Here is a 13,863-nt window from a genome sequence, read left to right as displayed (position 1 = left end):
ATGTCGCTTTTTGCCACCCTTTATCAGCCTGTCAGTGACGAGATTCTGCGCCGTGCCGCCGCCATTAAATTATTGATTTGTGATGTGGACGGCGTATTTTCTGATGGCCGGATTTATCTTGGCAATAACGGTGAAGAATTGAAAGCTTTTCATACCCGGGATGGCTTTGGGATAAAAGCGTTGCGCCACGCTGGTATTGAGGTAGCCATCATTACCGGCCGTACATCAGCCATTGTTGAACAACGAATGCGTTCACTAACAGTCCCTTATATTTATCAGGGCCAGGAAAATAAACTGGCCGCCTTTGCCAGTTTACAGCAGCAACTGGCGCTAAGCACAGAGCAGATTGGCTACATCGGCGACGATTTATCAGACTGGCAGGTGATGCAACACTGTGGCTTATCAGTGGCAGTTAAAGATGCCCATCCCTATCTGCGACTGCACGCTGATTACCTGACATCATTGCCTGGTGGTTTCGGCGCAGTACGTGAGCTGGCCGATTTACTGTTGATAAGCCAGCATAAGTTTCAACAGTTCGATGGCAGCAGCTCATGAAAAAAACGCTGTTTATGTTGGTGTTTATACTGGTGCTGACAGCAACTTACATCAGGTTTAACCAAACTGAGCAACTTAATCTAAATGATGCAGACCGTGAACTGTTGCCTGATTATATTGCCGAACAGGTCACCCGAACCCTTTATGACGGCCAGGGTTATGTGGCAGATCACATTAAGGCTGAACGCTTAGAGTTTTTTGAACGTTTAGGTTTCACCCAGTTCGAAAAGCCTGAATATACTCTGTTTGATGCTGAGCATCAGCCAGCATGGAAAGTCACCAGCCAGTTTGGAATATGGTTGCCAGACGATAAAATTATTCTGGAGCAGCAGGTTCGAATTGTTAATGTCAGTGGCAGCGAGCTGATCGATCGCATTGATACTGATAATCTCGAACTGCTTTTGCCAAGTAAAATGTTGCAAACCTCGGCGCCGGTGAAGATTATTGGTAAAGGTTTTTATATTAATGGTATAGGCTTACAGGCAGATTTAGCTCAGCAAAATCTGCGGATTGTTAAGCATTTGGAGACGGTATACGCCAATGAACAGAATTAATCTCTTTTTCCTCACTGCACTGCTTAGTGCAAACTGCTTTGCCGTTGACGCAGATTACAGCCAACCAATTGCTATTACTTCTGACAATAACGAAACATCAATCAAAGACTATGTATCCGTTTATACCCAAAATGTCGAAGTGCGCCAGGGCAGCTTGCATATTAAAGCTGACCGGTTAGAAATTAATGCCAGTGCAGGAAAAGGCAATGAAGTATTTATTACCACAGGTACACCAGTGCAATACAGCCAGCTATTGGAAGGTGAAATACCGGTAACTGCCACCGCAGCTGAGATCCGGTATGACCTTGCCAGCCGCACACTGACGTTAAGCGGTAACGCCCAGCTAAGCCAGAGTGGCAGCGAGGTGCAAGCCGCCGTCATTCGATACAATATTGAAACGCAACAAATCAGCGCCGAAAGTGGTGAGCAGAAAAAACGGGTAACAACGATTTTCACTCCTCAAACCAAGGAAAATCCATGAAGTTAGTGGCAGCGCATCTGGCTAAAAGTTATAAAGGCAGACAGGTGGTCAAAGATGTCAGCCTTGAAGTCAGTGCTGGTCAGATTGTCGGCTTGCTTGGACCAAACGGCGCCGGCAAAACCACTACCTTTTATATGATTGTGGGCCTGGTCCCGTCGGACAAAGGTAAAATTATTCTAAATAATCAGGATATTACGTTCGATCCTATTCATGCCAGGGCAAGAGCTGGTATTGGTTATTTACCTCAGGAAAGTTCTATTTTCCGAAAGTTGACAGTTTATGACAATTTATTAGCGATATTACAAACCCGTAATGATCTCAGCAACGCTAAGCGCGAAGAGCTGGCAGATGACTTACTGGAAGAGTTTCATATCGGCCATATTAAAAACAGTCTGGGGATGAGCTTGTCCGGAGGCGAACGACGCCGGGTGGAAATTGCCAGAGCACTTGCTGCAAATCCGGCGTTTATTCTGCTGGATGAACCCTTTGCCGGTGTCGATCCGATTTCAGTGCTGGACATCAAAAAAATTATTCAGCATCTGGGGCAACGAGGCATCGGAGTATTAATTACCGACCACAATGTCAGGGAAACCCTTGATGTTTGTGAAATGGCCTATATCGTCAGTCATGGTGAACTGATTGCCGCCGGCCCCCCACAGGAAGTATTAGTGAATCAGCAGGTTCGTGATGTATACCTGGGCGAGCAATTCAGGCTATAGTTAAGAAAAATAACAAACGCCTGCTTCAGGAGAGAAATAGACGTAAATGAAACCCTCTTTGCAACTTCGGCTAGGTCAGCAACTTACAATGACACCGCAATTGCAGCAAGCTATCCGCTTACTGCAATTATCAACCATTGAGCTGCAGCAGGAAATACAGGAAGCTCTGGATGCAAATCCGTTGCTGGAAAGTGAAGATGAGTTTGAGAGCTTTTCTGCAGATCCGGATAGTAGTGATGTTAATGATAACGATACTCGCTCGGCATCAGAGGAAAGTAACGACACTGCCCAGGAAAATCTGACAGAAATTGCCGAACGTGACAGCAGTGAATCAATTGCCGAACAAGGTCTGCAAGACGATCTGCCGCTGGATAATAACTGGGATGATTTGATTAGTGCCGCGCCAGTCAGTGCAGGGTCGCCCCCTGATGAAGATATGGTTTTTCAGGGTGAAACCAGTGAAACCCTGCAAGATTACCTGCGCTGGCAAATGCAGTTAACGCCATTCTCAGAAACTGATTTAGCCATCGCCGAAATTATTATTGAAGGCATCGATGAAACCGGATTGCTGACCATAGATGTGGCCGAAATTCTGGAGTCATTGGGTCTGCCTGATGTCGAAGAAGATGAAGTCGAAGCCGTGATTAAGCGGATCCAATTGTTTGACCCTGTTGGGGTCGGTGCCCGCACTATTGCCGAATGTCTGCTGGTGCAACTGCGTCAATTTGACCCCAACACGCCGTTTTTACCGCAAGCACAACATGTCATTAAAGAACATACTGATTATTTAGCGAACCGCGACTTTCGTTCTTTGATGCGGGTGACTAGACTGAAAGAAGATGAGCTAAAAGAAGTGATGCGGCTCATTCTCAGTTTAAACCCCCGACCAGGGGCAGACGTGATTCGGCAGGAACAACAATACGTGATTCCTGACGTCTCGGTAATGAAAGTGAAGGGCCGCTGGCAAGTGGAATTAAACCCGGATGCAATGCCAAAAGTCAGGATAAATCAGCAATATGCGGCGTTGTCGCGTACCGCTAAAAATACTGCTGACACTCAGTTCATCAGGTCTCACCTACAGGAGGCAAAGTGGTTTCTGAAAAGCCTTGAAAGCCGTAATGACACCTTATTAAAGGTTGCAAACTGTATTGTGCAGCAGCAACAAGCCTTTTTTGAGCACGGCGAAGAAGCGATGAAACCCATGGTATTAAATGACGTGGCCGAGATGGTAGGTATGCACGAGTCGACGATATCCCGAGTTACGACCCAGAAATTTATGCATACTCCCCGGGGAATATTTGAACTTAAATTCTTTTTTTCCAGTCATGTTAGTACAGAAAGTGGTGGTGAATGCTCCTCCACAGCGATTCGGGCATTTATTAAAAAGCTGGTGGCGGCTGAAAACCCAGCCAAGCCACTAAGTGACAGCAAGATGGCAGATATATTGTCAGATCAAGGCATTAATGTAGCGCGGCGAACCATTGCCAAGTATCGTGAGGCCCTGTTTATTCCGCCATCGAATCAACGCAAGACCTTGGTTTAGGTCAGCAAAACAGAAGGAAAACGTCTATGCAAATCAACTTAACGGGTCGTCATGTAGAAATTACCACTGCATTAAAAGAATACGTAGACAATAAATTCGCCAAGCTGGAACGTCACTTTGACCATATTAACAATGTACATGTCATCCTAAACGTGGAAAAATTGAAACAAATAGCGGAAGCCAAACTGCATTTGACCGGCGGTGAAGTTTTTGCTGCCTCGGAAGATGAAAATATGTACGCGGCCATCGACCAGTTAATTGATAAACTCGATAGGCAAGTTATTAAACATAAAGAAAAAATAGCCCGACACTAAACTCATATGATCAACTTAAGCGCTATGCTAGCCGAGAACTGCACCAAGAGTGCAGTTCTTTTTAACAGCAAAAAACGAGTTCTCGAATATATTGCAGAGTTAGCGCATCAGCGCTTACCTGACATAAGCGAGTACACTATTCTTGAAGCATTAATGACCCGGGAAAAGCTCGGCTCTACCGGTATCGGCGGAGGTATTGCTATTCCGCATGGCAAGCTTAAAACGGTTACCCAGCCTATTTTGGTATTTGTGGTAACCAAAGATACCATTGCCTTTGATGCCATTGATAATCAGGCGGTAGATATCTTTTGCGCTATTTTGATTCCTGAAGAACAGTGTCAGGCGCATTTAACTACCCTCGCCGGTATTGCCCGCTTGCTAAGTCAGAAAGAACTCACCCGCAAAATCCGCCATGCAGAATCGGACGAGCAGTTATATCAGTTGATCATCGACGCCAGTGAGGTGATGGGTACATCATGAAACTATTGGTCGTCAGCGGTCGTTCGGGCTCAGGCAAATCAGTGGCGTTAAGGGTATTGGAAGATCTTGGCTACTACTGCGTCGATAATATTCCGGTAAACCTGTTACCGACCCTTGCTACTACGGTAATGGGCCAGTATGAGCGGGTGGCAGTTAGCATTGATGTGCGCAATTTACCCCAAGACCCTGACGAACTTGCAGATATCTTATCGTACCTGCCCCGAAAACTTGATCTGACAATATTGTATCTTGATGCTGATCACGCCAGCTTAATAAAACGTTTCAGTGAAACCCGTCGATTGCATCCGCTGTCGCATCAGGCAATGTCTCTGGACGAAGCAATTTCTCGTGAACAGCAGCTGTTAGACCCTATTTCCAGCCGAGCAGATTTATATATTGATACCACCGAACTGAATGTTCATCAGCTTGCAGAACAATTGCGAGAACGGATCCTGGGCCAAAAAACCGGCCGTCTGGTCATGTTGTTTGAATCATTCGGCTTTAAATATGGCATCCCTAAAGATGCTGATTTTGTTTTTGATGCTCGTTTTTTACCCAATCCCCATTGGGAGCCTGAGTTAAAGCCATTAACCGGCCTCGATCAACCGGTTAAAAATTATCTGGCATCTCAGGCGGTGGTTGCTAAATATACCTGGCACATCAATAGTTTTATCAGCAGTTGGCTACCGCATCTGGAACGCAACAACCGCAGTTATCTAACCATTGCAATAGGGTGTACCGGTGGTCAGCACCGTTCCGTTTACATCGCAGAGAGTCTGGCTGAGAGCTATCGCAGCCAACGGGAAGACGTGCAAATCCGGCACAGAGAGCTGGTTCGTCACCATGGCCACTAAGCTTAGCCGCAACGTCACTATCGTAAATCAACTGGGTTTACATGCCAGGGCAGCGACTAAACTTGCACAGCTGTGCCAGCAGTTTCAGGCTCATATTGAATTAGTTTATCAAGATAAAACCGCTGATGCCTGCAGTGTATTAGCCTTACTTATGCTGGCCAGTAGTAAAGGCAAAACCTTGCAGGTAACCGCGGAGGGCACTGATGCTGAAGCGGCATTGAGCGCCGTAGTTTCACTTATAGAACAAGGCTTTGGCGAGTAAAACCTCTTTAAGGCTTGTCATCTCCTGCCAGGGCTTTCTTCGTATCCGGGCTACCTTCCTGTTGCCCCTTTTTTAACTCGCGCTCACCGCCTGTGCGTTCGATTGCTCTTAACTGATGATGCAATGCGGTTTTGATCAACATATGGGCACTTATCGGTGCGGTTATCAGCAGGAAAATAGTAATCAGCAATTCATGTACACTGACGCTTTGCAGCAAACTAAAATAGAAAATTGAGCCCAGTAAAATACCACCCATGCCAAGGGTCGTGGCTTTAGTCGGACCGTGTAACCGCATAAAAAAGTCAGGCATCCGGCTTAAACCTATCGAGCCAATTAACACAAAACATCCACCTAACAACAAGAAAAAAGCAACGGCCCATTCCATCCAGTTTTGCATAATGTCGCTCCTATTCGATAATATCGCCGCGCAGCAGAAATTTACATACTGCTACTGTGCTGACAAAGCCTAACATGGCGATAAGCAAGGCAGCTTCAAAATATAGCGGCGAGCCCATTAACAGGCCATATAGGATAATCAATGCGATACTGTTTATAAACATGGTATCGAGCGCCAGAATACGGTCTGGGATACTCGGGCCTATCAGCAAACGCCAGAGATTGAGCAATAACGCCAGGCTAATCATGCCAAACACCAGAAATATAACCTGTTCTAACATTGAAATATCTCCTTTAGCGGTGCTTCATAACGGCTCTTAATCGTCGCGATTAAATCCGCTTCGTCCTCTAAATTTAACACATGAATTAATAACCAGCGCTGCGTAATCTCAGCGTCACCAGGCTGAGTATCATGGCACGGATACACGTCGGCGCTAACGGTCCCCGGCGTCATGGAAACGGTGCTTGCCAGAATGGTAATAGGCAAATCGTGCTGCAAATCCAGTGGCACTCTCACAAATGCCGGATTTAGCCGGCTTTGCGGACCCAGGATCAGGATGGCGACCTGGGCATTGGCTGTGACGATGTCGCCAAATACCAGCAAAATATAACGCAATGCCAGTAATGGCCGCTCAATCAACGGCTGAGGATCACGAAATTTACCACTAATCCAGGGAATAATCAGCGCCAGGATGGTACCAAAAAACAAATGAATTAATTCAACACTCTGGTTTAATAATAGCCACACCAGCAGTAGCAAAAGACTGCGATAAGGTGTGGGTAACCAGCTATAACGAGGCGTAACTCTCATGGTGTACCTCCGAATGTCGCTGTATCACCCAGTATAATAGCGATACTACGCTGAATATCTCTTAACTGCTCGGCCGCCGCAAACGTTAGCTCAGTAAGCGGACCTGCAAATACCACCATCAACGGTGCGGCCAGTAGCAACCAGACCAATGCAAACGTCTGTAAAGGTAATACCCGCTCCGGTCCGGCTTCATTGCCACTGACCCGCCAGAACAAAATACTGCCAGCGCGGGATAAGCCGATTAACACCATCAGACTACTGAGTAAGATCACTGACCAGAGAAATATCTGTTGCAACGGCGAGCTTGCTGCTTGCAAGATCATCAGTTTACCAACAAAGCCTGACAGCGGCGGTAAGCCAGCTACCGCAATAGCGGCAATAATAAACATTGTCCCCAGCAATACAGGCTGGGCCATGCGCCGTCCCGGCACTAACCTGTCACCTGCTTTACCTCGCTGGGCGCCAATCACGTCAGCCAGCAAAAATAACGCGCCGCACACCAGGGTTGAGTGGACGGTATAAAATAAAATCGCTGAAGTGGCTGCGATGCTTTGCAGCGACACCAGAGTAACCAAAGTACCAACCGATATAATCACCAGATTAGCCACCAGTTTTCTGAAATCCTGGCTGGCTAATACGCCAATCGCGCCTAGCATTATAGTGGCCAGACCCAATGGCCATAGCCAATCGGAAGCCATACCGGCCAGCGGCCCGGCCTGCTCACCAAAGATAGTGGTATACACCCGCAGTAAAGCGTAAGTGCCTATTTTGGTCATTACCGCAAAAAGTGCGGCGACCGGCGGCGACGCAGCAGAATAGGTTGCCGGTAACCAGAACTGTAAGGGCAAAATCGCCGCTTTTAATGCAAACACGATTAACAATAACAAACCACCAGACTTCACCAGCATCACGTTCTCAGGTGGTAGTTTTGCGACCTGTACTGCCATATCGGCGATATTTAGGGTACCAAGAGTGCCATACAAAATACCCAGCGAGAACAGAAATACCGCCGAGCCTGTCAGGTTCAACACTACATAGTGAACGGCAGCTTTGGTTTTATTTTTACCGCCGGCATGCACCAGCAGACCATAGGAAGCGATAAGCAACACTTCAAAAAATACGAACAGGTTAAACAAGTCGCCGGTTAAAAAGGCACCATTAATCCCCATCAGCTGAAACTGAAATAAAGGGTGGAAAAAAGAGCCCCTCTCATCTTCGCCGGCACTACCATAACAAATAGCACCCAACGCCAGCACCGCGGTTAAACACACCATACTGACACTGAAAATATCAGCGACCAGGATAATACCAAACGGAGGCTGCCAGGCACCTAAGGCATAAAACGATACCCCAGTGTTTTGGGTCTGGACTAACAGACACACGGTTAGGATCAGCAGGATAACTGTAGAAATCATACTGACCCAGCGCCGACGCATTGGCGAATAATGAATTGGGGGCAGCATAATCAGCAGTGCGGTAAAGACCGGCAACAGAATTGGCGCAATGATCAGATGCGACATTAACGGCTCTCCTTGCGGCTACTTTCATTGCCCGGCAATTTGCCATCAACATGATCGTTACCTAAATCGGCCCGGGCCCGTATTGCCAGGATCACCAGATAAGCGGTCATCGCAAAGCCAATTACAATAGCGGTGAGTACCAGGGCTTGCGGCAAGGGGTCCGCATAGTTGTCTGTTGTGCCTAACACAGCTGCGCCCTGCAAGGTTAACCGGCCTGATGAAAACAGAAATAAGTTAACGGCATAGGCCAGCATGGTCAGGCCGACAACCACTGGGAAGGTGCGGCCACGCAGTAACAAAAATACGCCACAGGCAGTCAGGAAGCCAATACAACCTGCAAGTAAGCTTTCCATTAAATGGTCTCCGTATGAACAGGACGATGACTGGTGGTCATCTTACCCAGACTGGCCAGAATTAGCAGGGTGGAGCCCACCACCGTCACATATACTCCGGCATCAAACGCAATAGCACTCGCCAGTTCAATTTTACCCAGCAATGGAATATCAAAATAATCGAACCATGACGTCAAAAATGGTTTATTGAACAGCCAGCTCGCTGCACCGGTGAAGAGGGCGATCATCAGTCCTACCGCGACCACCCGCTGATACTCAATATTCATTCTGCTTTTTACCCATTCCACACCATGCGCGATATATTGCAGAATTAACGCCACCGCGGTAATCAGACCGGCAATAAAGCCCCCCCCGGGTAAGTTATGGCCCCGGAAGAAAATAAATACTGACACCATTAACGCCAGAGGTAATAAACTCTGGGATACTGTAGCCAGTAATACCGGATGACGCTCCAGAGCCCATGGTCTGCCTTCGCCATCGCTGCTGGGCTTAAATACCGGGATCCGGGTCAGCAACTTAAAAATACCCAGCGAAGCGATACCCAACACAGCTATCTCACCAAAGGTATCAAAACCCCGGAAATCGACCAGAATAACGTTAACCACGTTAGTTCCGCCACCGCCGGTTTTGGCATTGGTCAGGAAATAATCAGAAATCGTATTAAAGGGTCGGGTCATAATGGCGTAACTGATACTGCCTATAACCACCCCTACCATACTGGCCAGACTGATGTCCCGGATCACCCGGGTCGGGCTGGATTGTTTCGGTGTTTTATGGGGTAAGAAAAATAAAGCCAGCATTAACAGAATAATGGTAACCACTTCCACTGATAGCTGGGTCAGTGCCAAATCGGGAGCTGAAAAGCGGGTAAAGGCAATTGATACCATTAACCCCACCACAGAAATCATCAGTAACGCCACTACCCTTTGTCGGTGAAATACCACAGTCGCAAAGGCAGTAATTAGCAACATTGCCGCGCCGGTTGCATTTACGGCATCGACCGGTAGTTCAGGGCGGCCACCAAACAGGGTGTCCAGCTCCAGCAGCGGCAGCCCTGCCAACACCACAACAGCGATTAATAAAAACACCAGATAACGCTGCAATGAACCATTGTCCAGCCAGCCATATATTTGCTGGCAACGTTTTGCCAGCGTTTTCATCGCCAGCTCAAAAGTATTGATGGCATCTAAGCCTGGCAGCGTATTCTGAAAATCAAATAAGTGTTTACGGTTAATGTATATCAGCGCACCGCCCGCCAGCGCTACTACACTCATCAGCAAGGCAACATTAAAACCATGCCAGATAGCCAGACTGTACTCGGGGACGGGCCCGCCCAGCACTGCAGAGGATGCGGCATGAAGCAAATCACCGACAATGTACCCCGGTGCTATGCCAACCAGAATACAAAGCACCACTAATACTTCAACCGGCATTCGCATATAACGGGGCGGCTCATGAGGGGTTTTGGTTAAGCCTTTTGGCTTACCGTTAAAAAACACATCATGGATAAAGCGGGTTGAATACGCCACCGAAAACACACCCGCTACGGTCGCCAGTACCGGAATAATCCACGACAACGAACCCAGCAGGTGCTGTTGCAGAGTTTCGACAAAAAACATTTCTTTGGATAAAAACCCGTTGAGCAAGGGTACTCCTGCCATTGCCGCCGCCGCGACCATGGCGAGCGTAGCGGTTATCGGCATAAAGTGCCACAGGCCGTTTAATTTGCGCATATCACGCGAGCCTGACTCATGGTCAATAATGCCGGCAGCCATAAACAGCGACGCTTTAAACGTCGCATGATTAATAATATGAAATACCCCGGCAACAGCGGCTAAGTCGGTACCCATGCCGAACAACAAGGTAATTAATCCTAAATGGCTGATAGTGGAATAGGCCAGCAAGCCTTTTAAGTCATGTTTAAATAGTGCCAGATAGGCACCGACCAGCAACGTGGTTAAACCGGTAATACTAACCAGTAAAAACCATAATTCCGTACCGGCCATTGCCGGGTAAAACCGCGCCAGCAAAAAAATACCGGCTTTGACCATAGTAGCTGAGTGTAAGTAAGCACTTACCGGGGTTGGCGCGGCCATCGCATTGGGTAACCAGAAATGGAACGGAAATTGTGCTGATTTGGTAAAGCAACCCAGCAAAAACAACACTAAAACCAACGGATACCAGCCATGTTGCTGAATAACAGCACCACTGGCCAGAATAACATCCAAATCGTAACTGCCGGTAATTTGGCCAAGCAACAATAAGGCAGCCAGTAAACACAAGCCCCCGGCCCCGGTTACCGTCAGAGCCATTCGGGCGCCGCGCCGCGCTTCAGATTTATGCCACCAATAACTGATCAACAGGAAAGAGCTGATACTGGTCAGTTCCCAGAACAACCAGAGCTGCAATACGTTATTAGATAATACAATGCCCATCATTGCGGTCATGAACAGCATCAGATAAGCGTAGAAACGCGGCATAGAATCTTGTTCAGACAGATAATAGCGCGCATACAAGATGATCAGTAAGCCAATACCCAGAATTAACAGACTGAACAGAAATGCCAGCCCATCCAGCCGGAGGCTGACATCCAGCCCCAGCAGTGGTATCCAGCCCAGAGTGTAGCGTAAACTTTCGCCAGCAAAAATGGCACTGCCGTGGTAGAACAGCAGCATTAATGCTATCGCTGGAGGAATGGCCGTCGCCGTGGCACAGGCACTTCGCCGCCAGCTGGCCGTTAATACCGGCACCAGCGTACCCAGCAGGGGAAGTAAAAGTATCCATAACAATGTCATAGCGTCGTTGCTTCCTTTACAAAATGGCGAAATTTCAAACTAATCTACAGAATTGTGCTCTGCAGGCCACAGGGGCTGTCTGACGTTATTCTGAACAGAGCCGCAATAACACAGAATCACTTTAGGGGTAGCAGCCTGCGACGAATCAAAACGTAATTGGATTTAACCAATATTTATACCGATAAGTAGCCGGAATGTCTATTAAAGTCGGTGTAGCCGCCTGAGAAAATCCAGCTGAGTTTTTTTTTAAAATTATGCTTTTTTAATTCAAAAAAGCCCATGAATAAGGTATTACTAGTATCTTAACCATTGATCAGGATAAAGCTATGTCACTCATGTCGGTACAACAGGTTGCTGAGTTCCTTGGGATCCCGGATATTCGGGTAGAACGGTTAGCCAGAGAAAATCTGCTGGTAGCCACTGAACAAGACGACAGTGGCAAGCCATTATTTAACGAGGACGATGTAAAGCGCTATAAAGTATTGGCCGAACGCTTAGGAGGTTTGTAGCGCCAGTTGCTCAGCAAGCTGCTGCTGCCAATATTGAGCCTGCTGCTGGCCCGAAGTCAGTTTTTGTTGCAGGCTCAGATACCATAACCAGCAAAATCCGCTAAAAATGATTTTTGCCAGCGCCAGTTTGGCCGAAAATTCAGTTTCTGTTCCAGCGCCATGAGCACGTTGTTTCCGGTATGCCGAGAGCAACTGTTGCTCTGATTCAGCAGACAACTGAAAATTCAGCGAGACGGCGGCTAAATCCAGACAGCTATCAGCCGACTGTGCGTACTCAAAATCCAGCAACCATAATTTCTGATCTGTCCACAACATATTGCCGCCATGCAAATCCAGATGACACAGCACAGTATCAATTGGCAAGGTCTGATAATATTCTGCTGTTGCCAGTAATCGGGCAAATAATCGCGCGTCGGCGCTGACAAATGCCTGTCCGGTCTGCTTTGCTAACTGCTGCAGATAGTTTACCGGGTGCAACACTGCAGTTCGGGCACCAAGCTGATGCAGTTTTACCAGGGTGCATGCCAGTATCGGAATCGTTCGCTCGGTAACCGCAAAGCAAGCACCGCCCTGAATAAACTCGCTGATCAACACCTGTAAATGGTTATTCAAGCAAAGTGGCGCCGGGGCAATACCGGCCACTGCAGCCGCATGCTGACAACGCAGCTCTTGCTGGCGGCAAACTCCGCTGCTGCTTGGCGGGTAACGTCGCACGGCGTACACGCCTCGGCTGGTTTCTACCCGGTAATTAAGATTTAGCTCGCCATTAGAAAGCGGGGTAACGGCAAGTGCCGGATGTGCTGCAAAAAATTCCAGATGCCGGCATAATGCGGTTATCTGGCCGACGTCGCCAGTTGCGGTTGCTGCTGATAATTCGCCCGCCATATAAAATATCCCGCTAATGCAATAATGGTATACAGCATAAACAACAGGGTCAGAAAATACAGATGTTTTTGTGCATAAACGTAAATGGATACCGCATCAATCACCACCCAGTATAGCCAGTTCGAGACTAGTTTACGTGCGACCAGCCAGGTTGCCATGACACTGAACACGGTGGTTTGAGCATCAAGATAAGCAAAATCAGCGCGGGTGAAGTTTGCCATCACATAGCCCAGCAGCACACCAGCAAGCGCCGTTATCAGAATTAACTGCATGTGCCGGCGCCAGGGCCATTCTGATACCGTATTCTGTCCTTTGTGCTGCTGTTTCAGCTGTTGCCAGCGCCACCAGCCATACAGGGCCATTGCCGCATAATACAATTGCAACAAGGCGTCTGATAATAAAGCAGAATCCCACATAATGTGGGTAAATAAAATGGTGCTTAATAATGCCGCCGGCCAGCACCAGAGACTCTGACGTAAGGCCAGTATCACGTAGGCCAGTGCCAGTAAGGTTGCCAGCAGCTCCAGGCTATGCATCAACTGCCATTGATCCAATGCATTACTAAGCCAGTGCATCATGGCTGCAGATCACCATGAATAAATTTACAAACAAATACCACCTTACCGTACTGGGCGAAAGACGCCTTGATACAGTCTTGCAGGGCCTGCATCACCTGATCATAATCGCCAAACAGCTGGGTGCTCATGGTATTGGTGATTACCCTTATATCCGGGTATTGATTAAGCTGCTCGATAAAACCTTTAATGGGCCCGATATAGTCCTCTGCCAAAGGGTATTTACTGATTTCTACAGATAATTTCATCACAACTCC

General features: G+C 47.7%; 19 protein-coding genes. 10 read left to right on the top strand and 9 right to left on the bottom strand.

Annotated features, from left to right (window positions below):
• From kdsC to B2Q61_RS06650, 9 genes are read left to right on the top strand one after another with little or no spacing between them, the layout of a single operon-like run.
• Positions 1 to 555 (top strand): 3-deoxy-manno-octulosonate-8-phosphatase KdsC, encoded by a 555-nt coding sequence (gene kdsC / locus B2Q61_RS06690; protein WP_290619419.1) that lies wholly within the window; start codon positions 1 to 3, stop codon positions 553 to 555.
• A complete protein-coding gene (lptC, locus tag B2Q61_RS06685) occupies positions 552 to 1,109 on the top strand; it encodes an LPS export ABC transporter periplasmic protein LptC (protein WP_290619422.1) in 558 nt (185 codons plus the stop codon). Before kdsC ends, lptC begins: the two co-directional genes overlap by 4 nt.
• A complete protein-coding gene (gene lptA, locus B2Q61_RS06680; protein ID WP_290619424.1) occupies positions 1,096 to 1,590 on the top strand; it encodes a lipopolysaccharide transport periplasmic protein LptA in 495 nt (164 codons plus the stop codon). The genes lptC and lptA overlap by 14 nt, the downstream gene beginning before the upstream one ends.
• Complete coding sequence (gene lptB / locus B2Q61_RS06675) at positions 1,587 to 2,309, top strand: LPS export ABC transporter ATP-binding protein (protein WP_290619426.1); 723 nt, start codon at positions 1,587 to 1,589, stop codon at positions 2,307 to 2,309. Before lptA ends, lptB begins: the two co-directional genes overlap by 4 nt.
• 46 nt (positions 2,310 to 2,355) lie before the next feature.
• Positions 2,356 to 3,852, top strand: coding sequence for an RNA polymerase factor sigma-54 (locus B2Q61_RS06670; protein ID WP_290619429.1), 1,497 nt, complete (start codon positions 2,356 to 2,358; stop codon positions 3,850 to 3,852).
• Between the two features lie 26 nt (positions 3,853 to 3,878).
• Positions 3,879 to 4,166, top strand: a complete 288-nt coding sequence (gene hpf, locus B2Q61_RS06665; protein ID WP_290619431.1) for a ribosome hibernation promoting factor — start codon at positions 3,879 to 3,881, stop codon at positions 4,164 to 4,166.
• 6 nt (positions 4,167 to 4,172) lie between these two features.
• A complete protein-coding gene (gene ptsN, locus B2Q61_RS06660; protein ID WP_290619433.1) occupies positions 4,173 to 4,646 on the top strand; it encodes a PTS IIA-like nitrogen regulatory protein PtsN in 474 nt (157 codons plus the stop codon).
• The gene (gene rapZ, locus B2Q61_RS06655) at positions 4,643 to 5,500 is read left to right on the top strand and encodes an RNase adapter RapZ (protein WP_290619435.1); all 858 of its coding nucleotides are present in this window, start codon (positions 4,643 to 4,645) and stop codon (positions 5,498 to 5,500) included. The genes ptsN and rapZ overlap by 4 nt, the downstream gene beginning before the upstream one ends.
• Complete coding sequence (locus B2Q61_RS06650) at positions 5,490 to 5,762, top strand: HPr family phosphocarrier protein (RefSeq protein WP_290619436.1); 273 nt, start codon at positions 5,490 to 5,492, stop codon at positions 5,760 to 5,762. Before rapZ ends, B2Q61_RS06650 begins: the two co-directional genes overlap by 11 nt.
• Before the next feature lie 7 nt (positions 5,763 to 5,769).
• On the opposite strand, the gene B2Q61_RS06645 is transcribed toward B2Q61_RS06650, so the two are convergent.
• From B2Q61_RS06645 to B2Q61_RS06620, 6 genes are read right to left on the bottom strand one after another with little or no spacing between them, the layout of a single operon-like run.
• Complete coding sequence (locus B2Q61_RS06645; RefSeq protein ID WP_290619438.1) at positions 5,770 to 6,159, bottom strand: Na+/H+ antiporter subunit G; 390 nt, start codon at positions 6,157 to 6,159, stop codon at positions 5,770 to 5,772.
• A 10-nt stretch (positions 6,160 to 6,169) separates the two neighbouring features.
• Positions 6,170 to 6,439, bottom strand: a complete 270-nt coding sequence (locus B2Q61_RS06640) for a K+/H+ antiporter subunit F (protein ID WP_290619440.1) — start codon at positions 6,437 to 6,439, stop codon at positions 6,170 to 6,172.
• Positions 6,433 to 6,969, bottom strand: coding sequence for a Na+/H+ antiporter subunit E (locus tag B2Q61_RS06635; RefSeq protein ID WP_290619442.1), 537 nt, complete (start codon positions 6,967 to 6,969; stop codon positions 6,433 to 6,435). Before B2Q61_RS06635 ends, B2Q61_RS06640 begins: the two co-directional genes overlap by 7 nt.
• Complete coding sequence (locus B2Q61_RS06630) at positions 6,966 to 8,489, bottom strand: monovalent cation/H+ antiporter subunit D (protein WP_290619444.1); 1,524 nt, start codon at positions 8,487 to 8,489, stop codon at positions 6,966 to 6,968. The genes B2Q61_RS06635 and B2Q61_RS06630 overlap by 4 nt, the downstream gene beginning before the upstream one ends.
• Positions 8,489 to 8,842, bottom strand: a complete 354-nt coding sequence (locus tag B2Q61_RS06625; RefSeq protein ID WP_290619446.1) for a Na+/H+ antiporter subunit C — start codon at positions 8,840 to 8,842, stop codon at positions 8,489 to 8,491. The genes B2Q61_RS06630 and B2Q61_RS06625 overlap by 1 nt, the downstream gene beginning before the upstream one ends.
• Complete coding sequence (locus B2Q61_RS06620) at positions 8,842 to 11,637, bottom strand: monovalent cation/H+ antiporter subunit A (protein ID WP_290619448.1); 2,796 nt, start codon at positions 11,635 to 11,637, stop codon at positions 8,842 to 8,844. The genes B2Q61_RS06625 and B2Q61_RS06620 overlap by 1 nt, the downstream gene beginning before the upstream one ends.
• A gap of 326 nt (positions 11,638 to 11,963) precedes the next feature.
• Between B2Q61_RS06620 and B2Q61_RS06615 the strand changes: the two genes are divergently transcribed.
• Positions 11,964 to 12,146 (top strand): helix-turn-helix domain-containing protein, encoded by a 183-nt coding sequence (locus B2Q61_RS06615; RefSeq protein WP_290611752.1) that lies wholly within the window; start codon positions 11,964 to 11,966, stop codon positions 12,144 to 12,146.
• Here the strand turns inward: B2Q61_RS06615 and B2Q61_RS06610 are convergent.
• Genes B2Q61_RS06610 through B2Q61_RS06600 form a run of 3 tightly spaced genes read right to left on the bottom strand, consistent with a single transcriptional unit; the run spans position 12,132 to position 13,854 of the window.
• The gene (locus B2Q61_RS06610; protein ID WP_290619450.1) at positions 12,132 to 13,031 is read right to left on the bottom strand and encodes a phosphotransferase family protein; all 900 of its coding nucleotides are present in this window, start codon (positions 13,029 to 13,031) and stop codon (positions 12,132 to 12,134) included. The two genes, B2Q61_RS06615 and B2Q61_RS06610, sit on opposite strands and share 15 nt — an antisense overlap.
• Complete coding sequence (pnuC, locus tag B2Q61_RS06605; protein WP_290619452.1) at positions 12,980 to 13,609, bottom strand: nicotinamide riboside transporter PnuC; 630 nt, start codon at positions 13,607 to 13,609, stop codon at positions 12,980 to 12,982. Before pnuC ends, B2Q61_RS06610 begins: the two co-directional genes overlap by 52 nt.
• Positions 13,606 to 13,854: a YkoF family thiamine/hydroxymethylpyrimidine-binding protein gene (locus B2Q61_RS06600; protein WP_217670173.1), complete on the bottom strand. Its 249-nt coding sequence runs from the start codon at positions 13,852 to 13,854 to the stop codon at positions 13,606 to 13,608. Before B2Q61_RS06600 ends, pnuC begins: the two co-directional genes overlap by 4 nt.
• Between the last annotated feature and the right edge of the window lie 9 nt (positions 13,855 to 13,863).

Source organism: Arsukibacterium sp. UBA5043 (genome assembly GCA_002415085.1).
GTDB lineage: Bacteria > Pseudomonadota > Gammaproteobacteria > Enterobacterales > Alteromonadaceae > Alishewanella.
This window is presented reverse-complemented; position numbering and strand designations above follow the sequence as displayed.